This window comes from Enterococcus pseudoavium NBRC 100491, from assembly GCF_001544295.1.
Taxonomy (GTDB): Bacteria; Bacillota; Bacilli; order Lactobacillales; family Enterococcaceae; genus Enterococcus_A; species Enterococcus_A pseudoavium.
The window spans coordinates 72,574-94,378 of sequence record NZ_BCQF01000009.1 but is presented as its reverse complement, the minus strand read 5'-3'; the positions used below and the strand labels follow the sequence as shown (position 1 = coordinate 94,378).

Here is a 21,805-nt window from a genome sequence, read left to right as displayed (position 1 = left end):
GAGTTATCTTTGAGGTATCGGGTTAATGGTGGTGAAGCTAACTACATCACACTATTTAGATATAACAAAAGAGAAAATTCAATTGCCATTCAAGAAGTTATGTTCAACAATAAACAATCCTTAATGTATTCAAGAATTCAAATGTTCAATTTGGATGATTACGACTCAAATTTCCAAGTTGAAAAAAGAAGATTTCTTGATTCAAGAGATAATTATGAGGACTTTATTCCTATAGAAGTTTTAATAAATGGTAGTAAAGATTTTAGTGAAGATAATAATTATTCTTTGAACTTAGTGTTTATCGTCAAGACTGAGGCTGGAAATGAGTTTATCAAAAAAGATCAAATAGATAGTTTTCATATGGAAAAAGAAAGATATATTTATGATTATGATATGGTTTTAAGTATTCCTAACACTGCAATGAACTATCGGAAAATGGAGTTTGAAATCGAGTCATTAAATGGTCTCAATGTGGTTGGAGTAGATTTTAGTTTTTTGGATTCTATTATTGGTAACGATTTTGGGTTACTTAATGCTGGTGGAGAGATAATTAAAAATAATAAAGGATTTTACACGAATATCTTTGTTTATTTTTCTGAAAATACAATTGATGAAGATAGAGAACTTTTTCGGGACATTTTAGTAAGAACATATGGAGACAAATTGATTAGTGGTCCTTCAAAAATTATTGAAATATCAATTAAATAAAGAAATCACCCCGCTAAGAAAAATCTTGGCGGGGTTTTTGGCGGGGAACTATTTATTTTTTAATCAATTTTATCCCTTTTACAATAATCAGAAAGCCGTCAAATCCGCATAAACAAGCCAATTTGTGTTTGTAGGCTATTCCCACTCCACAGTTGCTGGTGGCTTAGATGTAATATCATACACGATCCGGTTCACATGAGCGACTTCATTGACGATCCGAACAGAGATCTTTTGCAAGACATCCCATGGGATACGTGCGAAGTCTGCGGTCATACCGTCGATGGAAGTGACTGCGCGGATACCGACTGTGTAGTCGTAGGTACGGCCGTCGCCCATCACACCGACTGAACGGATGCCAGGTAGGACAGTGAAGTATTGCCAGATGTCGCGGTCAAGACCGGCGTTGGCGATTTCTTCACGCAAGATCGCGTCTGATTCGCGGACGATTTCTAGTTTTTCTTCGGTGATTTCACCAAGGACACGGATACCTAGACCTGGTCCTGGGAATGGTTGGCGCCATACGATGGAGTCAGGCATGCCAAGCTGTGTTCCTAATTCGCGGACTTCGTCTTTGAATAGAGTATTTAATGGTTCAATCAATTCGAACTGCATATCTTCTGGTAATCCACCAACGTTATGGTGAGATTTGATGGTTTGAGCGGTTTCGGTGCCAGATTCGATTACGTCGGTATAAAGCGTACCTTGGGCTAAGAATGAGATGCCTTTTTGGCCAGCAAGTTTGGTAGCTTCATCGTCGAATAGGTAAACGAATTCGTTTCCGATGATTTTGCGTTTTTTCTCTGGGTCAGAAACGCCGGCTAATTTATCTAAGAAACGGTCTTTGGCATCGACTTTGATGATGTTCAAGCCGAATTTGCCGCCAAGAGCTTCCATGACTTGTTCGCCTTCGTTTTTACGTAATAGACCGTGGTCAACGAAGATTGAAGTTAATTGATCGCCGATCGCTTTTTGTAAAAGTACACCTACGACAGAGGAGTCTACACCGCCTGATAGGCCTAGTAAGACTTTTTTATCGCCGACTTGTTCGCGGATTTTTGCGACTTGCATATCGATGAAGTTATCCATCGTCCAGTCGCCTTTACATTGGCAGACATCTAGGGCAAAGTGACGTAATAACTCGTTGCCGTATTCAGAATGGCGAACTTCTGCGTGGAATTGGATTCCGTAGAAGTTACGAGTTGTATCTTGGATCGCTGCGATCGGGCAGTCTTTGCTGGTGCCGACTTTTTCGAAGCCTTCTGGCACTTGAGTGACTAAGTCGCCGTGGCTCATCCAAACGGTCTGTTCTTTTGGTGTGCCAGCAAATAGGACGGCATCATCAGAGATGACTTCCAAGGTTGCTTGACCGTATTCACGGTTTTTGGCAGGTTCGACTTTTCCGCCTAAGTTATATGTGATCAGCTGCATGCCGTAACAGATTCCTAAGATTGGAATCCCTAATTCAAAGATTTTTGGATCGATGGAGAAGGCTCCTTCGTCATAGACACTATTTGGTCCGCCAGAAAGAATGATTCCCTTTGGATTGATGGCTTTGACTTCTTCAGCAGTGATGCGGTGACTCATTAGTTCTGAGAAGACACCGAATTCACGGATACGACGAGTGATTAATTGGTTATATTGACTACCATAATCAAGTACGATGATTTTTTCTACGTTGGTCATTTCGGTAGAAACGTTTGTCACAATTATTACCCCTTTTCAAGTTTTATTATAAAAGAAAGCAAGCTTTCTTTATAAGCTAGTATTTACGTAAATAGATTTCATCAATGATATGATGTTTTGCCTTGTGCAAGATAATATCAGCTCGGCCTCTGGTTGGCAAGATATACTCTTCCAGATTCTTCAAATTGACATTTTTCCAAACATCTTCCGCCATCGCTAAAGCTGCTTGGCGATCACCGACAGCATAGTCGTAATAATAATTGTCTGGATCTTTAAAGGCCGTATCTAGTAAGGATTCAAACCGTTCTAAATACCATTTTTCAATCAGATTAGGATCAGCATCAACAAAAATCGACAAATCGAAAAAGTCGCTGACGTAGATTTGTTGGTTGGCGGGCAGTTGCAAAGTATTGATCCCTTCCACGATTAAAATATCTGGCGAGTCGATGGTTTCATATTCACCTTCCACGATATCATAGACATCATGGGAATATTTTGGAATCGGAATATTTTCTTTGCCGGATTTTACTTCGTTTAGAACATCGATCAACTTTTCCATGTCATAACTTTCGGGAAAGCCTTTCCGATCCATGAGCCCACGTTCCTCTAAGATGGCATTGGGATATAAGAAACCGTCAGTGGTGATTAATTGGACGTTTTGATGTTTGAATAAACGGTCTAACAAGGTCTGCAATAAACGAGCGGTGGTACTTTTTCCGACGGCCACACTACCGGCGATTCCGATAATAAATGGTGGCATCTTCACGTAGCGATGGAGAAACAGGCCTTTGCTTAAAGTCAACGATTCAAAATCTTTCATATATAGATGGATCAAGTGACATAAAGGTACATAAACATCGGCCACATCTTTCATCGAGATTCGGTCGTTCAAACTTTTGATATTATCTAACTCCGTTTGAGTTAGCGGCGTATTTCCCTGTGTATAAAAGTCCTGCCACTGGTCGCGGGAAATTTGAAAATAGTTCCCTCTTTCGTTCATAGGAACCTCCTTATTCATATTAAGGTAATCATTTCTCAAAAATCGAAAAATGATTCGGATGTTCATGCCGTAACCCATTTTTCAAATTACGCTCGTCTTCACCAAGAATGCAAGCAAAGACACACAAAAAAAGGGAAAGAAAAACTGGCAACTGCGCCTATTTTACCATAAAATCAGCAGTAGAAAGTATGCTAGGTCTAAGAAATCCGGATATTTTCCTTTCAAAAAAAGGCTATAAGCCATTCTATCCGATAAAAATGTAAAAAAGCTATCAGAACGGTAGGAGTTTCATTGTTTTTTTAGTTCTGAAGATAAAAACTAGGCGGATGTTAAGAAAAAGAGAGAATCAAACGGAAAATGGCTAGTATGACAATTATTTCCTTATTTGGCGGATGCTATTTGTCTAAATAAATTCGATGTTTCGTGCTATGATAGAATCGATAGAATTGCGAGGAGGATGAAGGTATGAAAGAGATCGTTTTATTCGGCGACAGTTTATTGGCTGGTGTGATGAATGGCGAGACTAGCGATATTTTAGATAAGTATATTCTTGCTGAGTTGACGGAAATGGGTTTTCCCGGCTATCGGATAGTCAAATTTGCTAAGCGGGGTGAAACTTCTTCTGACGGATTGGCGCGAATCGATGAAGCAGTGGAGGCAGAAGGTGACTTTGTGGTCATTTCGTTTGGGACCAATGATTCATTGAAACAGGGGGATTCACTGGAAACATTTGGCGAAAACCTCAAAGAGATCATCGAATCCTTCGATGCGTCAAAAGTTATCTTATTAACTACGGGCTATATCAATACAGACATTTATCCAAAGGGTGACAATGACCGTCAACAACTCTTCGCGCAGAAAGCGAAAATGGTGGCGGCAGAATCAGGTGTCAACGTAATTGATCTGTACCATCATATGACCGTCTATCCAAAACCAAATGAGTTTGTGCAGCAGGCTGATGGGATTCATCCTTCAAAAGAGGGGTACCATTTCTTAGGCGCCTTGATTGCACGCGATATCAAAGAAATATTACTAGCAGAAGGGTAAGAACATGGCAAATCATTATTATTCCGAAAATCCTGAGACAGCTCACGACTTGCATCAATGGTCGTTTGAATTGGCAGGTAAAACATTTCAATTCATGACTGACAGCGGCGTTTTTTCCCGCGATACGGTGGATTACGGCTCACGAGTGTTGATCGAACATTTTGATGCAGCAAATATACCGGAAGGAACACTATTAGATGTCGGTTGTGGCTATGGTCCAATCGGTCTGGCATTGGCTTATCAGACCGGTCATCCGGTTGAAATGATCGATGTGAATAATCGTGCGGTAGAGTTGGCGCAGGGAAATGCCAAACGCAACGGCATTTCAGCGGATATCCATCAATCAAATATCTATGAAACCTTACATCAAGCCGAATATGCGGCGATCATCAGTAATCCGCCAATTCGAGCTGGAAAAAAAGTGGTTCACCAAATTTTGAGCGATGCGGCGCCTTTATTAAAGGTTGGTGGCACATTAACCATCGTGATCCAAAAGAAACAAGGGGCACCTAGTGCAAAAAGCAAAATGGAAGAAGTCTTCGGCAATGCAGAGATTGTAGCCAAAGATAAGGGTTATTATATTATTCGCAGTGAGAAAGAGTAGGGATGTTTGAGGTTGTGAAAAAAGTGGCTTATTTCCGAAGAAGTTATTTTTGGAACACCGTTTATCCGAAAAAAGGAGGGGTGGCAAGACTTTTGTCCCCTCTCCTTTTTTCATAAGGGAAATGTCTTGCAAGATGAGTCATAGAAAGGCTATAATCACATTGACTCATGTTTTTCACAAATGTGATGGAGGAGGGCAGGTTTATGCAAAAAGAAGAAGATAAATTATTGGTGCGCATTGCTGAAATGTATTATCAAGAAGATAAAAATCAAAGTCAAATCTCGAAAGAATTGAATATTCATCGTAGCACGATCAGTCGCTTATTGAAACGTTCCCGTAACGAAGGAATTGTGAATATTTCTATCAATTATGATAAGGCAGGAACTTACAACATTGAAAAAGAGCTGCAGGAAAAATTTGACCTAGAAAAAGCAATCATTGTACAAGCAGGTGCTGATCTAAGTCGGACACAAAAGGACAAATTGTTAGCACAAGGAGTCGCTGAATACCTGAAAGAAATTATCAAGGATGGGATGATTTTTGGTTTTTCATGGGGGGAAACCATGTCGGCGATTCCTGAAGGATTGGTTAATTATGGTGTAGAAAACATTTTGTGCGTGCCGATGATTGGTGGTCCATCTGGAAGACTGATCAGTGACTATCATGTCAACACGATCACATATGAAGCATCGAAGAAACTGAACGGGCGGGCATTGTTGATTGATTCGCCAGCTTTTCCTGAAACAGTCGCACTGAAGAAGGCTTTGATGGAAAATGAATTCAACCAAGAATTGATTGATTATTGGCGCAAGATTGATATTGCGATCTTAGGGATCGGTTCACCCACCTTGAAAGCCAGCGAGAGCTGGAAACAGTTCTATGGTGAAGATGTGTTGGCCTATTTAGAAGGCAAAAAAGTCGTGGGTGACGTGGTTTCTCGCTTTTATAATATTGAGGGCGAACACATTGATAATACGTTAGATGCTCGCTTGATCGGAATCGATATTGATGATTTGAAACGGACACCTCACCGGATTGGGGTGGCCGAAGCTGTTGATAAAGCAGATGCGATAGCTAGTGCATTAAAGGGACGTTATATCAATGTATTAGTCACAACTGAAGAGACAGCCCGAGAAGTGTTGAAAAAATAGGAAGATCTCCTACGTTATAAAAATGTAGACAAGCTAACATGCTTGTCTTTTTTTTGTCTTCAATAGGGGAGAAACTTGCTTAAAACGAGATGGCGTAAAAGATTAGCGCTTGTTTTTCTTCCGATAAATAGGAAATGAAAAATCTAAAAAGAGCAGCTGTGGTCAAAATTGACTATAGTTGCTCTTTTTGCACTTTTGTGATTTGGTTTTAAAAAAGTTGAAAAAAGTTATTGACAACGTTTTCTTGTGCAGTTAATATAAAGGTACAACAAATGTTAAATCCAAATCACAAATGTTAAAAAGGAGCGTTCACAATGGATTGGTTAGATGTAAAAGGAAAAACAGTCATAGTTACCGGGGGTTCATCAGGAATTGGCGCGGCGATTGTCAAAGAATTATGTGAATTAGGGATCAATGTCGTAAATGCTGACTTGAGAGAAGGCTCATTTGCTCATGAGAATCTATTTTTTAGTCAAACGGATGTTACTTCTCCGGAATCTGTTGAACAAACAGTGGCTGCAACTGTTTCTAAATATCAAACAATTGATGCTGTAGTCAATAATGCGGGTATCAATATTCCAGCATTATTAGTAGATGAAGACATGGCAGAAGGTGGAAAATTCCAGATTAACGAGCAAATTTTTAACAAAATGATCGCGATCAACCAAAAAGGTGTCTACCTGATGGGTCAAGCAGTTGGCCGCGTGATGGTGAGACAAGGTTATGGTGTCATCATCAATATGTCATCTGAATGTGGTTTAGAAGGTTCGGAAGGACAAAGTGTCTATGCTGCAACAAAAGCTGCGGTAAATAGCTTCACTCGTTCATGGGCCAAAGAATTAGGTAAAAAAGGTGTTCGTGTTGTAGGGATTGCACCAGGCATTATGGAAGAAACGGGATTACGGACAATTGAGTATGAAACAGCTTTGGCTTACACCCGTGGAATTACGGTTGAACAATTACGTGCAGGCTATAGCAATGCAAAAACGATTCCATTGGGAAGAGATGGAAAATTGAGTGAAGTCGCTGATTTAGTTGCTTACTTTGTATCTGGTCGTTCAAGTTATATCGATGGTGTGACAGTCAATGTAGCTGGCGGGAAAACCCGAGGATAGTAGATTTTATCTCTGTTGATCGTAAAAATTACTTACGATCAACAGAGTAGAAGATAAGTAAAAAATGGGAGGGAATTATGAATAAAGTAATTTTAGTTGCTCATGGAAAGTTAGCACATGAGATGAAAAATTCAGCTGAGATGATTTTTGGAGAGTTGTCTGATTTTGAATCGATTCAATTTTTAAAAGAAGAAGGACTAGACACGGTTCAAGAAAAAATTAGTGCAGCAATCAAGGATGAAGCAGCATCGTATCTTATTTTAACGGATTTATTTTGTGGGACACCGTACAATGCCAGTTGTGCAGTAGCAATGAAAAATCCTGAGTGTGAGATCGAAGTTGTATCAGGAATGTCGTTACCGATTGTTTTGGAAGTAGCTAGTATGCTAAGTGGAAGTCTACAAGAGATTGTGAACCATGCTACAAGCATTCCCTGCGATACAGTGAAAGCGTTTAAACAACAGATGATTGAGGAAGAGGAGGATTTTTAAGATGAAAATCAAATTAGCACGAATTGATGATCGTTTGATTCACGGGCAAGTTGCGACAGTTTGGGCAAAGGAAGCCGGTGCCAAAAGAATTATCGTTGTCAGTAAAGAGGTAGCGAATGATGAGATTCGCAAAACGTTAGTTAAGCAAGCAGCACCGCCAGGAATCAAAGTAAACATTGTTGATCCGGAAAAAGCAGTCAAAGTCTACAACAATCCTAAATACGTGGATGAAACGGTCTTTTATTTATTCACGAATCCTATGGAAGTCTTGGAAATGGTTCAACTGAATGTTCCAATCAAATCAATCAATATTGGCGGGATGCAATTTAAAACAGGACGGACACAAGTCACTAAAGCCGTGTCTGTTGATCAAACGGAAGTCGATGCGTTTCGTAGTTTAGAAAAAGCAGGAGTTGAACTGGATTTACGGGTCGTTGCAACAGATCCAAAAGGAAATTTTGAAGAAAAACTGAAAGAAGCAGGTTTCTAAAGGCTAACAGAATTAGGAGGACACAAAAATGGAATTATCAGTTTTACAGGTTGTACTTATTTTTCTTTTTTCATGTGTGTGTGGGATGGGCAGTGTATTAGATGAATTTCAAACACATCGACCATTGATCGCGTGTACGATGGTTGGTTTGATTTTAGGTGATATTCAAACAGGAATTATTTTAGGTGGAACGTTGGAATTGATTGCGTTGGGTTGGATGAACATCGGTGCGGCACAATCACCGGATTCGGCATTAGCCAGTGTAATTTCGACAATTTTAGTAGTTGTTGGCCAGCAAGATATTCAATCAGGTATCGCAATTGCATTACCAGTTGCAGCAGCAGGACAAGTTTTAACAGTTATTGCACGGACCATCACAGTAGCATTCCAGCATGCGGCGGATCGTGAAGCAGAAAAAGCGAATTTCAATAAGATTATCTTACTACATTTTAGTGCTTTGTTTATTCAGGCATTGCGCGTGGCGATTCCGGCCACAATTGTAGCAGCATTCGTTAGTGCCGAGATGGTAACAACAATGTTGGATATGATCCCAGATGTAATTACGGGTGGCTTGGCAGTTGCAGGCGGATTTATCGTAGTTGTCGGATACGCGATGGTCTTGAACATGATGAGCGTTGCTTACTTGATGCCGTTCTTCTACCTTGGATTTGTTATGGGCGGTTATTTAGAATTCAGTTTGCTTGCTTTCGGGATTGTGGGATTAATTACGGCATTGATCTATGTCCAGTTGAATCCAAACTTTAAGAAAAATGAAGTTCAAAGCAATCATGTAGCGGCAGTTGTTGCAGGTGAACTAGCTGATGATGAATTAGAGGATTAGGAGGATATCTTAAATGGAAAATACTTCAACGACTAAAAGTAAAAAAGATATATATGCACAATCTCAGTTGACTAAAAAGGATTTAATGACGACTTTTGTCTTTTCAAATTTCCAACAAGCATCCTTTAACTTTGAGCGGATTCATGCGTTGGCATTTTGTGTGGATATGATTCCAACGATTCGCCGCGTTTACAAAACAAAAGAAGAACAATCCGAGGCGTTGAAGCGCCACCTGACGTTCTTTAACACCACACCAGCTGTTTGTGGTCCGGTAATCGGCGTAACAATGGCGATGGAAGAGGCACGAGCAAGTGGTGCAGATATTGATGATGGAACAATTAACAGTTTAAAAGTTGGTTTGATGGGCCCGTTAGCAGGTGTTGGGGATCCTTTAGTTTGGGGAACTTTACGACCAATCACTGCCGCATTAGGAGCGTCTTTAGCTTTGTCAGGCAACGTGATGGGACCACTTCTATTCTTCGTAGCGTTTAATGCGATCCGTTTAGCGATGAAATGGTTTGGCTTGACCTATGGATTTAGTAAAGGAATGGACATCGTTAAAGATCTATCAGGTAATTTATTACAGAAATTGACTGAAGGAGCAACGATTTTAGGTCTATTCATTATGGGTGTCTTGGTAACTAAATGGACAACAATCAATATCCCACTAGTTGTATCAAAAACTCCGGGAGCAGATGGAAAAATGGTCATTACAACTGTCCAAAATGTTTTAGATGATCTAGTACCGGGATTGCCAGCACTAGGATTAACCCTTTTGATGATGTATTTATTGAAGAAAAAAGTTAGTCCGATTGTTTTGATCTTTGTCCTATTTGGAGTGGGTATTCTTGGTTATTGGTTAGGCATTTTGGCATAGCCATCATAGTAGACAAGTCTGATTACCAGCTTTTTAAGCAAAGAGTAAAACTTGTTTATCAGGTTAAAATAAACGAATTTTGTTAGAGGAAATGAACTAGGAGGAGCAGTAATGAAAACGAAGGCAGTACGATTATACGGTAAGAAAGACTTGCGGTTGGAGGAATTTGAATTACCAGAAATCAAAGAAAATGAAATTTTAGCATCAGTGATTACCGACAGTATTTGTATGTCGACATGGAAGTTGGCAAATCAAGGGGCTGATCACAAAAAAGCGCCAGATAATTTAGCAGAAAATCCGATCATCGTGGGACATGAATTTTGTGGTGAGATTTTAGAAGTAGGCGGGAAATGGGCCCATAAATATAAAAAGGGCGAACGTTACGTTTTACAAGCAAATCTACAGCTACCGGATCGTCCGGATTGTCCAGGTTATTCTTACCCTTATACCGGCGGTGACGCAACGTACATCGTCATTTCAGAAGACGTCATGAATCAAGATTGTTTGATTCCATATAAAGGCGATACTTATTTCGAAGGCTCTTTGATTGAACCTTTATCATGTGTGATTGGTGCCTTTGAAGCAAATTACCACTTAAAAGAAGGCTCTTATGAGCATAAGATGGGGATTAAAGCTGATGGCAACCTATTGATTATGGGTGGCACGGGGCCAATGGGCTTGTTAGCGATTGATTATGCGTTGCATGGTCCAATCAAACCAAAAAAATTAGTCATTACAGATATGGATGATGAAAAATTAGCTCGTGCAGCAAAATTGTATCCGAGTCAGAACGGGATTGAAGTTTCTTATGTGAACGTTGCAAATGTAGCAGATCAAGTAAGTTTATTAAAAGAAACCGTCGATGGTGGTTTTGATGATATTTTCGTGATGGTTCCAGTTGCGCCGGTTGTGACAGATGCTGCGAATATGTTAAATCCCGATGGCTGTCTGAATTTCTTCGCTGGTCCACAAGACAAAGCGTTCTCAGCTCCAGTGAATTTCTACGATGTTCATTATTCCTTTACGCATTTTGTTGGAACTTCCGGGGGAAATACAGAAGATATGCGTAAAGCAGTCAAGCTGATCGAAGACAAACAAGTTCATGTCGCAAATGTCGTAACCCATATCTTAGGATTGGATGCAGTTGGGGAAACGACTTTGAATCAGCCAGCTATTGGTGGGGGTAAAAAATTAGTTTATACCCATAAACAAGCCGAACTGACCAAGCTAGCTGATATTTCAACTGAGTCAGAATTAGGAAAAATTTTAGCTGAAACAGATGGTATCTGGAGTCAAGCTGCTGAGAATTATGTATTGAAGAACTATCCCGAAATTTAAGAAAAGGCGCAGAAGTTTATGCTTCTGCGCTTTTTTCTTAAAATTTTTGTTTGTTTCCACTTTATACGTCAGTACAGTGATCGAGCTACTTGCTTTTGGTAGAGTAAGCAAGAAGTCAGGCTTTTAGTTAAAAAGCCTTTCTTTCTAAAAAATCCTTTGCTACACTTAAAAAAAATACAGAGAGAAGGTCCATCATGAAGATCACCATCAAGGAAATCGCTGAATTGGCTGGCGTTTCAGTGACAACGGTATCGCAAATTTTAAACAATAAAGGGAGTCGCTTCAGCGAGCATACGCGTAGAAAAGTTTTAGAAATCGTTGAAGAATACCAGTATAAACCCGATTTTTTTGCAGCGAATTTGATCAATCGTCATTCAAAAACGATTGGTATGATTGTTCCGGATGTGACGGACTTCTTTTTCTCAAAAGTAATTGAAGGGGTGGAAAGTTATCTCAATCCCTTAGGCTACATGATTATTTTATGTAATTCCCGCCATGATGAGGAACAAGAAAAACGTTATTTGGATGAGCTCTCCCATCGCTCGGTTGATGGTATTTTATTGGCCACACCGAATCGTTTAACAGACGAACATTCCTTAGGCAGTGATTTTTATCGAAAGCATCCGATCGTCTTGATCGACCGGGGATTGAATGATCGCGATTGGGGCCAATTATTAGTAGAGGAGTATGCAGGGGCACAAGACTTATTACGGATGTTGGTGAAAAAAGGCCATCGTCATATCGGTATGTTGAAAGAAAGTCAAGGCTATTATCAATTGACCGAACGGGTCAAAGCATATCGTCAAGTCATTTTTGAATACCAATTACCTTTTGATGAAAGTTATATTTGTTCGGGCCAGCTCACGATTGCCGGTGGGTATCATGCGGCTAAGCAAGTCTTGCAAAATAAACAAATCACGGCTATTTTTTGCGGGAACGATGAGATGGCGATTGGCTGCTATCAAGCAATTTATGAGGCTGGATTAAGAATCCCTGAAGATATTTCAGTTGTCGGTTTTGATGGTTTGGAAGTCAGTCAATATATGGTCCCACCTTTGACGACCGTTTTCCAGCCGAGTACCGAGATCGGATTTTCGGCAGCTAAATTTTTGGTTGATGCGATCAATTTTCCTTCTCAGCGAATTCCGAATAAAATATTCCAAACCAAATTAATTATTCGTGAGAGTGTGAAATCTATCAGTGAGGGTTGACAATGTCGGATTGACCCGTTATAGTAACGATGGTAGCGCTAACAGAAAGCGCTTCTCTAGTTAGTAAACTGTTTTACTAAAGTGGTTTACCTTTCGCCATTTTAATGTATAATATCTTTTGAAGCTTGGAGGAAAACCTATGAGAATGGTAGATTTGATAGAGAAAAAAAGGAATGGAAACATTCTATCAAAAGAAGAAATTGACTTCATTATTACAGGATATACGGACGGTAGTATTCCAGATTATCAAATGAGTGCGTTATTGATGGCGATCTTTTATCAGGACATGACCGATGAGGAAATTTCTCACTTAACTTTAGCGATGGCCAATTCTGGCGAAATCATTGACTTATCTTCTATCGAGGGTATTAAGGTGGATAAGCATTCGACCGGTGGCGTTGGTGATACAACAACACTAGTTTTAGCACCCTTAGTTGCAAGCGTTGGTGTGCCAGTAGCAAAAATGTCAGGACGGGGACTAGGGTTTACCGGTGGTACTTTAGATAAATTTGAATCGATTCCCGGTTTTAAAATCGAATTATCGGATCAAGAATTTATTGATATCGTAAATAAAAGTAAGGTGGCGGTGATCGGTCAGTCAGGGAATTTGGCACCGGCTGATAAAAAACTTTATGCTTTGCGGGACGTGACTGCGACCGTTGATTCAATTCCGTTGATTGCTAGCTCGATTATGAGTAAAAAAATTGCAGCTGGAGCCGATGCGATCGTACTAGATGTAACGACGGGAGACGGCGCCTTCATGAAAGATATTGAGGATGCTAAACGTTTAGCGAAAACGATGGTTCGCATCGGGAAGCTTGCCGGTCGTCAAACCATGGCGGTTATTTCAGATATGTCTGAACCATTAGGTGAAGCAATCGGTAATAGTTTGGAAATCGTTGAAGCGATGGATACGCTAAAAGGCCACGGACCGGAAGACCTAACTGAGATGTGTTATGTTTTAGGTAGTCAAATGGTTGTCTTAGCTGGTAAGTCAGAAACATTGGAAGAAGCTCGCACGTTGTTGAAAGAAGCATTGGAGTCAGGACGAGCACTAGAAAAGTTCCGCGAAATGGTTAAAGATCAGGGTGGCGATGTGACCGTGATCGACCAGACGGAAAAAATCTTGACTGCTAAGTACGAAATCGAATTGCCGGCTCAAACTTCTGGCTACGTGACAAAATTAGTGGCCAATGAGATTGGGATTGCAGCGATGTTGTTAGGTGCCGGACGCAAGACCAAAGAAGATGATATCGACCATGCGGTAGGTATCAAACTCCATAAAAAGATTGGGGACAGAGTGACCGAAGGCGAATCATTGTTGACAATCTATGCAAACTCAAATGAGATTGACGATGTCAAAGAGTTGTTATATCAAAATATTGCAATCGGTACGACAGTAAAAGAGCCTATTTTGATCCATGATATTATTACGGAATAAGCGATTAATTTTTTTGTATCAATTAAAAATATATTATAATGAAAAAAGTGAGGAATTAAAAAATGGAAATCAATCGTATGATCGACCACACAATTTTAAAAGCAGATGCGACAAGCGCAGATGTGATGAAAATCATTGAGGAAGCTAAAAAGTATCGCTTTTACTCTGTTTGTATCAATCCTACTTGGGTGGCACTTGCAGCTAAAGAATTACAAGGTGAACCTGTTGCAGTTTGTACCGTAATTGGTTTTCCGTTAGGAGCAAACACGACTGAAACAAAAGCTTTTGAAGCTGCCAATGCAATCCAAAATGGCGCAGATGAGGTTGATATGGTGATCAATATTGCCGCACTGAAAGATGGCGATAATGAAAAAGTTCAAAAAGATATCGAAGCAGTCGTAGCAGCCGCAAAAGATAAAGCACTTGTAAAAGTAATCATTGAAACGGCGTTGTTAACGAATGAAGAAAAAGTTCGTGCCTGCGAGCTTGCCAAAGCAGCCGGAGCAGACTTCGTTAAAACATCAACTGGTTTTTCAACAGGTGGAGCAACCGTTGAAGATGTTCGCTTGATGCGTCAAACAGTTGGACCTGAAATGGGTGTCAAAGCTTCTGGTGGGATCCACAATGCTAAAGAAGCCGCAGCGATGATCGAAGCTGGCGCGACTCGTTTAGGTGCTAGTTCAGGAGTTGCCATTATGAATGGCCTTTCTGGTACAGGCTACTAGGAGGAATTATAATTGGATAAACAAGAATGGATTGACATCGCGATCGACGCATTAGATAAAGCGTATGTTCCATATTCTCACTTTCCCGTCGGCGCGTGTCTCGTGACAAAAGATGGAAAAACCTATCAAGGGCTCAACATTGAAAATGCTTCGTATGGTTTGTCCAATTGTGCAGAACGTACGGCCTTTTTCAAAGCTGTTTCAGAAGGTGAAAAAGATTTTAGTCATTTAGTCATCGCAGGACACACACCGGAACCAATCTCACCATGCGGGGCTTGCCGTCAAGTGATGGCTGAGTTTTGTGACCCGGCGATGCCAGTAACCTTAGTTGGTGACAACGGAGTAATTAAAGAAATGACCGTTGGCGGCTTACTGCCATATACCTTCACTGATAAAGATTTATAAACCATGTTCATTCAGTCGCAGGACTGTTGAAAAAAAACCATATTTAGGGGGCTTTACAGAAATGAAAAAAGCAAAATTATTTGGCCTAGGTACCGTGGCGATGGCAGCATTGCTAGCCTTAGGAGCTTGCGGCGGAGGCAGCGGTTCAACTGATTCTTCAGGCGGAGCGGCTAAAGAAGATGCAAAACACAGCGTAGCAATCGTAACAGATATCGGTGGAGTGGACGACCGTTCATTCAACCAAAGTGCTTGGGAAGGTCTTCAAGCATGGGGGAAAGATCACGATATCAAAAAAGGTACTGGTGGTTACAACTATATCCAATCAAACGATGCTTCAGAATACGAACAAAATATCTCACAAGCTGTTACTAACGGATTTAAGACAGTCTTCGGGATTGGTTATTTGCTAGCTGACCCAATCTCAGCTGCAGCGGACCAAAATACTGATACAAACTTTGTTATCATCGACTCAGTCATTGAAGACAAAGACAACGTTGCTTCAGCAACCTTTAAAGACCAAGAAGCAGCTTACTTAGCAGGTGTAGCAGCGGCTGAAACGACTAAATCTAACAAATTAGGTTTTGTTGGTGGTGAAGAAGGTGCCGTAATTGACCGTTTTGAAGCTGGTTTTGTTAAAGGCGTGGAAGATACTGCTAAAAAATTAGACAAAGAAATTTCGATTGACGTTCAATATGCTGCTTCATTTGGTGATCCTGCCAAAGGGAAAGCTTTAGCTGCGAACATGTACAATAGCGGAGCGGATATCATTTATCATGCTTCAGGCGGTACTGGTCAAGGGGTCTTCTCAGAAGCTAAAGCGCGTAATGAAAAAGCAAATGAAGCTGATAAAGTTTGGGTTATCGGTGTCGATAGCGACCAACAAAAAGAAGGTAAATACACATCTAAAGACGGTAAAGAAAGCAACTTCTGTTTAACTTCAACACTTAAAGGTGTAGGCGCAGCGGTTCAAGATATCTCTACTCGTGCGTTAGAAGATAAATTCCCTGGTGGCGAACACTTGTCATATGGTTTGAAAGATGGCGGTGTTTCTCTAACTGACGGTTTCTTATCTGATGATGCTAAAGCAGCTGTTAAAGAAGCAAAAGATAAAGTTTCTAACGGCGACATCAAAGTTCCTGAAACTCCTGAAAAATAATTCGGGTGACCATAACCTCTTGTACTAGAGGTTATGGTTCTCTTTTAAAAAAAGCTTTCTTTTTTTAGACAAGTTACGGCTAGTGCTGGATTTGTCTAAGGGAAGAACGCCCTTAGCGTTGCAGTGTTTTTGTCAGGTTTAAAAAGCGATAGGATGTGAAAAGAAAGTGGCAGAAGAACAAAATGTCATTGAGATGCGCAATATCACCAAGCAATTTGGCACGTTTAAAGCAAATGACAACATCAATTTACAAATACGTAAAGGCGAAATCCATGCCCTTTTGGGAGAAAATGGCGCCGGTAAATCGACACTGATGAATGTTTTGTCTGGGTTATTGCAGCCAACTTCTGGCGATATTTTACTGGATGGGCAAAAGGTTGATATCTCAAGTCCAACTAAAGCCAATCAATTAGGAATCGGAATGGTCCATCAGCATTTCATGTTAGTAGATGCCTTTACCGTTACGGAAAATATTATTTTAGGCAGTGAGCCCAATAAAGGAGGCATACTGGATCAGAAGAAAGCTAAAGCTGAAATTATTCGACTTTCCGAAGAATATGGCTTAAAAGTTGATCCCGATGCGTACATCCGAGACATCTCAGTCGGAATGCAACAACGGGTAGAAATCCTAAAGACGTTGTATCGTGGGGCTAATGTCCTGATTTTTGACGAACCAACAGCGGTTTTGACCCCACAAGAAATCGATGAATTAATCAGTATTATGGAAGGATTGATTCGTGAAGGTAAATCGATTATTTTGATCACCCATAAATTGGATGAAATCAAAAAAGTGGCAGATCGTTGTTCCGTTATCCGTCGTGGTCAATATATTGGAACGGTAGATTTGAAAGATGTCAGCTCACAACAGTTAGCCGATATGATGGTGGGACGTTCTGTTTCATTCAAAACGGATAAAGTTCCAGCGACACCAGGAGAAACCGTTCTTTCGATTAAAAACTTAGTTGTGAAAGAAAGTCGTGGCTTGGAAGCGGTCAAGAATCTATCTTTAGACGTCCATCGCGGAGAAGTTGTTGGGATTGCTGGGATTGATGGAAATGGTCAAACAGAACTGATTCAAGCTCTAACAGGGTTACGAAAAGTTGAAAGTGGAACTGTGATGATCAATGGTGAAGATATGACTGGAAAAGCGCCGCGTCAGATTACTGAAAGCGGAGTTGGTCATGTGCCGGAAGATCGGCATAAGTATGGACTGATCTTGCCACTTCCATTGTCAGAGAATATTGCGTTGCAGTCTTATTATCATCCTCCTTTCAGTAAAAATGGCATCTTGAATTTTGGTGAGATTGATCGGTATGCCAAACGCTTGATTGAAGAATACGATGTGCGGACGACGAGTGAAAAAGCGCCGGCTGCGTCACTTTCTGGGGGGAATCAACAAAAAGCAATCATTGCTCGAGAAGTCGATCGAGATCCAGATTTATTAATCGTGTCACAACCAACACGAGGACTCGACGTGGGCGCGATTGAATACATTCACAAACGTCTCGTGGAACAACGTGATAAGCAAAAAGGTGTGTTACTGGTAAGTTTTGAGTTAGATGAAATTTTGAATGTCTCAGATCGTATCGCAGTTATTCACGCGGGCGAAATCGTAGGGATCGTGGATCCGAAAGAGACTTCTGAAAACGAACTTGGTTTATTGATGGCTGGGTATAGTTTAGAAGAGGCACGGGCAGAATTAGCAAAGGCTGGTGAGACAAATGAATGATCGCTCAGAGCGGATTAGAAATATTTTAGTACCGATCATTTCGGTAATTTTTGGTTTTATTCTTGGGGCCATTTTGATGGCTGTATTTGGTTTTAACCCGATTGAAGGGTATAACGCAATGTTCAGTTCGGCTTTCCAAAGTAAGATGTCTGTCGGAGAAATCTTGGTGGGGGCCGGTCCATTAATCTTCACGGCTTTAGGCTTTTCCGTGGCTAACTCGGCAGGTTTCTTTAACGTAGGGCTTTCAGGTCAAGCGCTATGTGGCTGGGTAGCCAGTATCTGGTTGGCGTTAAGCATGCCAGATGCACCGAAATTCGTAGTCGTACCATTAGCAATTATTGTAGGTGCATTGGCGGGTGCTTTAGCAGCAGCGATTCCGGGTGTTTTACGAGCGTTCTTTGGAACTAGTGAGGTTATCGTTACGATCATGATGAACTATGTCATCTTATATGTAGCCAATCATATTGTGAATCACGTAATGTCGCCAGACTTGATGTCCAACAAAGGGGTGACCAAAGCGGTAGGTCTGAATGCCTCCTTACGAGAACCGTGGTTAACGAATCTCTTCGGTGGCTCACGGGTGAATATGGGTTTTATTTTAGCGTTAGTTTTCTTAGTAGTTGTTTGGTTCTTAATGAAACGGACAACGCTAGGTTTTGAAATTCGTTCTGTGGGGATGAATCCCTTTGCGTCGGAGTATGCCGGAATGAGTAGTAAACGGACGATTGTAATCTCAATGGTAATCTCAGGTGCATTATCAGGTCTAGGAGGTGTCGTTTATGGACTAGGGACATTTATGAATTACTTTGTTCAAGGAACGTCACTAAGTATTGGATTTGACGGGATGGCTGTTTCACTGTTAGGAAATGGCGGCTCAATTGGAATATTGTTATCCGCATTGTTATTCAGTATTTTAAAACTTGGCGGACAAGGGATGCAGTTTTCAGGGATTCCTAGTGAATTAGCCAATAGTGTTATTCCGCTAATTATCTTCTTTGTAGCAATCAACTACATTGTTCGTGTTGGTTTAGCTAAAATAATGGGCGGAAAAAAAGAAGTTGATGTCGTTCAAGAAGTAGAGAGTGCGCCAAATGACGAAAAGCAAGAGGGGGGTAAAATCTAATGAATATGGATTTGTTGGCTTCAATTATTGCTCAGACCCTTGTGTATTCTGCACCATTGATTTTGACCGCTCTAGGTGGTGTTTTTTCTGAACGTGCGGGGATCGTTAACGTTGGTTTAGAAGGAATCATGGTAGCTGGAGCTTTTAGTTCAGTCGTGTTCAACTTAGGTTTTGCTGATCAGTTTGGAGCACTGACTCCATGGTTAGGTGTTTTAGTCGGTGGCTTAGCTGGGATGGCATTCTCCTTATTACACGCAGTGGCGACAGTTAGTTTCCGGGCGGATCATATCATTAGTGGTACGGTTATGAACTTATTAGCCCCACCACTGGCAATTTTCTTGATTAAAGTGATGTATGGAAAAGGTCAAACAGATACGATTCAACAACAATTTGGCTATTTTGATTTTCCGGGCTTAAGTCAGATTCCAGTGATTGGTGAATTATTCTTTAAAGATACAAGTTTACCAGCTTACTTTGCGATTTTAGTAGCAGTAATTTCATGGTTCGTGATCTTTAAGACACGTTTTGGTTTACGTTTACGTTCGGTTGGTGAAAATCCGCAAGCGGCGGATACGTTAGGGATCAACGTTTATGCTTTACGCTATTCAGGGGTTCTGATCTCAGGTTTCCTTGGTGGAATGGGCGGTGCAGTTTTTGCACAATCCATTGCTGGACGTTTTGCACAAACGACGATCGCTGGACAAGGATTTATCTCACTGGCAGCGATGATCTTTGGTAAATGGAATCCACTAGGTGCCATGGGAGCTGCGATCTTCTTCGGATTTGCGCAGAACTTGAGTATCGCAGGTTCAAACTTACCAATTATTTCGCAAATTCCAGATGTCTATCTACAATCAGCACCATATGTGCTAACAATTATCGTACTGGTTCTTTTCTTAGGAAAAGCAGCAGCACCAAAAGCAGACGGCATCAACTATATCAAATCAAAATAATTCTTTTGTTATTAAAGGGTGGGACTATGGGACAATGTTCTTAGTCACGCCCTTTATTTTGTCAGTCCAACTTTTCGCAGTTCTCAAAGTCGGACTGATAAATTTAAAACTTGAAACTGGAGAGCAATATGTGCTGTTTAGTTGGATGATAGGCGTACGAAAATAGAATCATTTTTCGCGTTTTTTGAAAAATGACTGCTGCTAAACTGAACTAGCTGTCAGTTCAACTTTTTGCAGAGGCCTAAAGCTTGTTACAATGGCTTTCAGTTTACTGATTTCAAAGAACCAAATATACTTAAGCTGTGTGAAAAATCAATGCACGTGCTGATTTTTGTTAACTATGTAAGCAGGGATGTATCCTGCTTGTTAAATATAAATCAATAGAAAGAGGGAATAGAAATGTTTAAGCGTATTCACTTAGTCGTAATGGATTCTGTCGGGATCGGTGAAGCTCCCGATGCTGATAAATTTGGAGATGTAGGTTCAGATACATTAGGTCATATTGCAGAAGAGGCCGGATTGAACATCCCACATTTGGAACAACTGGGTCTAGGAACGATCCGTCCGTTGAAGGGTGTTAAAGATGTCCCAGATCATGATGGTTATGCGACAAAATTGGAAGAAATCTCTGTCGGTAAGGACACGATGACAGGTCACTGGGAAATTGCTGGCTTGAATATCCAAACCCCTTTCCGGGTCTTTCCAGAAGGCTTCCCGCAAGAATTACTTGATAAAATCTCTGAATTTTCTGGTCGCGGGATTATTATGGGAGCCAACAAACCTTACAGCGGAACCGAAGTGATCAAAGATTTTGGTGAAGAACAAATGAAGACCGGGGATTTGATCATCTATACATCCGCTGATCCGGTATTACAAATTGCAGCTCACGAAGAAATTATCCCGCTAGAAGAACTGTATAAGATTTGCCAATACGTTCGTGATATTACCAAAGATGATCCTTACATGATTGGTCGGATTATCGCTCGTCCGTATGTCGGTGAGCCTGGGAATTTCACTCGTACCAGCAATCGCCACGACTATGCGCTTGATCCATTTGGTAAAACGGTATTGGATTCATTGAAGGATAATGGAAGAGACGTGATTGCAGTTGGTAAGATCAACGATATTTTCAACGGGCAAGGAATCACGGATGCAGTTCGGACAAAGAGCAATATGGATGGTGTCGATAAATTATTAGATGTGATGAAGAATGATTTCACTGGCTTGAGTTTTACGAATTTAGTTGATTTCGATGCGTTGTTTGGCCATCGCCGTGATGTTGTCGGCTATGCTCATGCCATCGAAGAATTTGATTTACGGATTCCTGAAATTTTAGACGCGATGCAAGATGACGATTTATTGATGATCACGGCCGATCACGGAAACGACCCAACCTTTACCGGAACCGATCACACCCGTGAATATGTCCCATTCTTGGTTTATAGCAAGAAAATGACAGAACAAGGAAAATTACCACAAGGCTACTATTCAGATATCGCTGCAACGATCGCCGAAAACTTTGATGTACCAGCAACTGAAAATGGCGAAAGCTTCTTAAAATTATTAAAATAGAATGTCAGTTCCGCTTTTAGTAGTGTTTGTAGCCGAGAGAATACCAAAATAAGTTCTTTGCTATAAACCGGCGGACAATCTTAGCGGAATGATATACGTGGTGAGAATCAATTTTATTTTTCGCCTTTTGAAAAATGACTACTTT

At 40.7% G+C, this 21,805-nt stretch carries 21 protein-coding genes; 19 read left to right on the top strand and 2 right to left on the bottom strand.

Annotated elements, in window-relative coordinates:
- Nucleotides 1–708: hypothetical protein (locus EP1_RS13525; protein ID WP_167540747.1), on the top strand; the 708-nt coding region annotated here is incomplete at its 5' end.
- Between the two features lie 135 nt (nucleotides 709–843).
- Here EP1_RS13525 and guaA read toward each other — a convergent pair.
- Together guaA and coaA are read right to left on the bottom strand one after the other, a co-directional pair.
- Nucleotides 844–2,412 carry a glutamine-hydrolyzing GMP synthase gene (guaA, locus tag EP1_RS06215; RefSeq protein WP_067625136.1) on the bottom strand — a complete coding sequence of 523 codons (1,569 nt, stop codon included), beginning with the start codon at nucleotides 2,410–2,412 and terminating at the stop codon, nucleotides 844–846.
- Nucleotides 2,413–2,467: 55 nt separating this feature from the next.
- A complete protein-coding gene (coaA, locus tag EP1_RS06210; protein ID WP_067625133.1) occupies nucleotides 2,468–3,391 on the bottom strand; it encodes a type I pantothenate kinase in 924 nt (307 codons plus the stop codon).
- Nucleotides 3,392–3,856: 465 nt separating this feature from the next.
- Here coaA and EP1_RS06205 point away from each other — a divergent pair, with 465 nt between their 5' ends.
- The 18 genes from EP1_RS06205 to deoB all read left to right on the top strand — a co-directional run bounded on the left by EP1_RS06205 (nucleotide 3,857) and on the right by deoB (nucleotide 21,660).
- The gene (locus EP1_RS06205; RefSeq protein ID WP_067625129.1) at nucleotides 3,857–4,438 is read left to right on the top strand and encodes an SGNH/GDSL hydrolase family protein; all 582 of its coding nucleotides are present in this window, start codon (nucleotides 3,857–3,859) and stop codon (nucleotides 4,436–4,438) included.
- 4 nt (nucleotides 4,439–4,442) lie between these two features.
- On the top strand, nucleotides 4,443–5,042 hold the full coding sequence (locus EP1_RS06200; protein ID WP_067625125.1) for a class I SAM-dependent methyltransferase: 600 nt from the start codon (nucleotides 4,443–4,445) through the stop codon (nucleotides 5,040–5,042).
- Nucleotides 5,043–5,245: 203 nt separating this feature from the next.
- Nucleotides 5,246–6,193, top strand: coding sequence for a sugar-binding transcriptional regulator (locus tag EP1_RS06195; protein WP_067625121.1), 948 nt, complete (start codon nucleotides 5,246–5,248; stop codon nucleotides 6,191–6,193).
- A 314-nt stretch (nucleotides 6,194–6,507) separates the two neighbouring features.
- Nucleotides 6,508–7,308, top strand: coding sequence for an SDR family oxidoreductase (locus EP1_RS06190; protein WP_067625116.1), 801 nt, complete (start codon nucleotides 6,508–6,510; stop codon nucleotides 7,306–7,308).
- 77 nt (nucleotides 7,309–7,385) lie between these two features.
- The gene (locus EP1_RS06185; protein ID WP_067625112.1) at nucleotides 7,386–7,799 is read left to right on the top strand and encodes a PTS sugar transporter subunit IIA; all 414 of its coding nucleotides are present in this window, start codon (nucleotides 7,386–7,388) and stop codon (nucleotides 7,797–7,799) included.
- A gap of 1 nt (nucleotide 7,800) precedes the next feature.
- Complete coding sequence (locus EP1_RS06180; RefSeq protein WP_067625109.1) at nucleotides 7,801–8,289, top strand: PTS sugar transporter subunit IIB; 489 nt, start codon at nucleotides 7,801–7,803, stop codon at nucleotides 8,287–8,289.
- Between the two features lie 28 nt (nucleotides 8,290–8,317).
- Nucleotides 8,318–9,130: a PTS mannose/fructose/sorbose transporter subunit IIC gene (locus EP1_RS06175; RefSeq protein ID WP_067625105.1), complete on the top strand. Its 813-nt coding sequence runs from the start codon at nucleotides 8,318–8,320 to the stop codon at nucleotides 9,128–9,130.
- Between the two features lie 13 nt (nucleotides 9,131–9,143).
- Complete coding sequence (locus EP1_RS06170) at nucleotides 9,144–10,007, top strand: PTS system mannose/fructose/sorbose family transporter subunit IID (protein WP_067625102.1); 864 nt, start codon at nucleotides 9,144–9,146, stop codon at nucleotides 10,005–10,007.
- Nucleotides 10,008–10,118: 111 nt separating this feature from the next.
- Nucleotides 10,119–11,345: a zinc-binding dehydrogenase gene (locus tag EP1_RS06165; RefSeq protein WP_067625099.1), complete on the top strand. Its 1,227-nt coding sequence runs from the start codon at nucleotides 10,119–10,121 to the stop codon at nucleotides 11,343–11,345.
- Nucleotides 11,346–11,539: 194 nt separating this feature from the next.
- On the top strand, nucleotides 11,540–12,556 hold the full coding sequence (locus tag EP1_RS06160; protein ID WP_067625095.1) for a LacI family DNA-binding transcriptional regulator: 1,017 nt from the start codon (nucleotides 11,540–11,542) through the stop codon (nucleotides 12,554–12,556).
- A 139-nt stretch (nucleotides 12,557–12,695) separates the two neighbouring features.
- Nucleotides 12,696–13,997 (top strand): pyrimidine-nucleoside phosphorylase, encoded by a 1,302-nt coding sequence (locus EP1_RS06155; protein ID WP_067625092.1) that lies wholly within the window; start codon nucleotides 12,696–12,698, stop codon nucleotides 13,995–13,997.
- Between the two features lie 62 nt (nucleotides 13,998–14,059).
- Nucleotides 14,060–14,722, top strand: coding sequence for a deoxyribose-phosphate aldolase (gene deoC / locus EP1_RS06150; RefSeq protein WP_067625088.1), 663 nt, complete (start codon nucleotides 14,060–14,062; stop codon nucleotides 14,720–14,722).
- 12 nt (nucleotides 14,723–14,734) lie between these two features.
- Entirely contained in the window at nucleotides 14,735–15,127 is a 393-nt protein-coding gene (locus EP1_RS06145; protein WP_067625085.1) for a cytidine deaminase, read from the top strand.
- A gap of 61 nt (nucleotides 15,128–15,188) precedes the next feature.
- Nucleotides 15,189–16,283, top strand: a complete 1,095-nt coding sequence (locus EP1_RS06140) for a BMP family lipoprotein (RefSeq protein WP_067625082.1) — start codon at nucleotides 15,189–15,191, stop codon at nucleotides 16,281–16,283.
- A 193-nt stretch (nucleotides 16,284–16,476) separates the two neighbouring features.
- Nucleotides 16,477–18,012 (top strand): ABC transporter ATP-binding protein, encoded by a 1,536-nt coding sequence (locus EP1_RS06135; protein ID WP_376716071.1) that lies wholly within the window; start codon nucleotides 16,477–16,479, stop codon nucleotides 18,010–18,012.
- Nucleotides 18,005–19,135 (top strand): ABC transporter permease, encoded by a 1,131-nt coding sequence (locus EP1_RS06130; protein WP_067625074.1) that lies wholly within the window; start codon nucleotides 18,005–18,007, stop codon nucleotides 19,133–19,135. The genes EP1_RS06135 and EP1_RS06130 overlap by 8 nt, the downstream gene beginning before the upstream one ends.
- A complete protein-coding gene (locus tag EP1_RS06125) occupies nucleotides 19,135–20,088 on the top strand; it encodes an ABC transporter permease (protein WP_067625071.1) in 954 nt (317 codons plus the stop codon). The genes EP1_RS06130 and EP1_RS06125 overlap by 1 nt, the downstream gene beginning before the upstream one ends.
- A 399-nt stretch (nucleotides 20,089–20,487) precedes the next feature.
- Nucleotides 20,488–21,660 carry a phosphopentomutase gene (deoB, locus tag EP1_RS06120; protein ID WP_067625066.1) on the top strand — a complete coding sequence of 391 codons (1,173 nt, stop codon included), beginning with the start codon at nucleotides 20,488–20,490 and terminating at the stop codon, nucleotides 21,658–21,660.
- Nucleotides 21,661–21,805 lie beyond the last annotated feature (145 nt).

What these genes read in the sequence shown, in the direction of transcription:
- EP1_RS06125 (WP_067625071.1), top strand. Translation starts at nt 19,135, where the DNA reads ATGAATATGGATTTGTTGGCTTCAATTATTGCTCAGACCCTTGTGTAT.
- EP1_RS06185 (WP_067625112.1), top strand. Translation starts at nt 7,386, where the DNA reads ATGAATAAAGTAATTTTAGTTGCTCATGGAAAGTTAGCACATGAGATG.
- EP1_RS06170 (WP_067625102.1), top strand. Translation starts at nt 9,144, where the DNA reads ATGGAAAATACTTCAACGACTAAAAGTAAAAAAGATATATATGCACAA.
- EP1_RS06190 (WP_067625116.1), top strand. Translation starts at nt 6,508, where the DNA reads ATGGATTGGTTAGATGTAAAAGGAAAAACAGTCATAGTTACCGGGGGT.
- EP1_RS06200 (WP_067625125.1), top strand. Translation starts at nt 4,443, where the DNA reads ATGGCAAATCATTATTATTCCGAAAATCCTGAGACAGCTCACGACTTG.
- EP1_RS06195 (WP_067625121.1), top strand. Translation starts at nt 5,246, where the DNA reads ATGCAAAAAGAAGAAGATAAATTATTGGTGCGCATTGCTGAAATGTAT.
- deoB (WP_067625066.1), top strand. Translation starts at nt 20,488, where the DNA reads ATGTTTAAGCGTATTCACTTAGTCGTAATGGATTCTGTCGGGATCGGT.
- EP1_RS06130 (WP_067625074.1), top strand. Translation starts at nt 18,005, where the DNA reads ATGAATGATCGCTCAGAGCGGATTAGAAATATTTTAGTACCGATCATT.
- EP1_RS06180 (WP_067625109.1), top strand. Translation starts at nt 7,801, where the DNA reads ATGAAAATCAAATTAGCACGAATTGATGATCGTTTGATTCACGGGCAA.
- EP1_RS06155 (WP_067625092.1), top strand. Translation starts at nt 12,696, where the DNA reads ATGAGAATGGTAGATTTGATAGAGAAAAAAAGGAATGGAAACATTCTA.
- EP1_RS06175 (WP_067625105.1), top strand. Translation starts at nt 8,318, where the DNA reads ATGGAATTATCAGTTTTACAGGTTGTACTTATTTTTCTTTTTTCATGT.
- EP1_RS06135 (WP_376716071.1), top strand. Translation starts at nt 16,477, where the DNA reads ATGCGCAATATCACCAAGCAATTTGGCACGTTTAAAGCAAATGACAAC.
- coaA (WP_067625133.1), bottom strand. Translation starts at nt 3,391, where the DNA reads ATGAACGAAAGAGGGAACTATTTTCAAATTTCCCGCGACCAGTGGCAG.
- EP1_RS06165 (WP_067625099.1), top strand. Translation starts at nt 10,119, where the DNA reads ATGAAAACGAAGGCAGTACGATTATACGGTAAGAAAGACTTGCGGTTG.
- deoC (WP_067625088.1), top strand. Translation starts at nt 14,060, where the DNA reads ATGGAAATCAATCGTATGATCGACCACACAATTTTAAAAGCAGATGCG.
- EP1_RS06140 (WP_067625082.1), top strand. Translation starts at nt 15,189, where the DNA reads ATGAAAAAAGCAAAATTATTTGGCCTAGGTACCGTGGCGATGGCAGCA.
- EP1_RS06205 (WP_067625129.1), top strand. Translation starts at nt 3,857, where the DNA reads ATGAAAGAGATCGTTTTATTCGGCGACAGTTTATTGGCTGGTGTGATG.
- EP1_RS06160 (WP_067625095.1), top strand. Translation starts at nt 11,540, where the DNA reads ATGAAGATCACCATCAAGGAAATCGCTGAATTGGCTGGCGTTTCAGTG.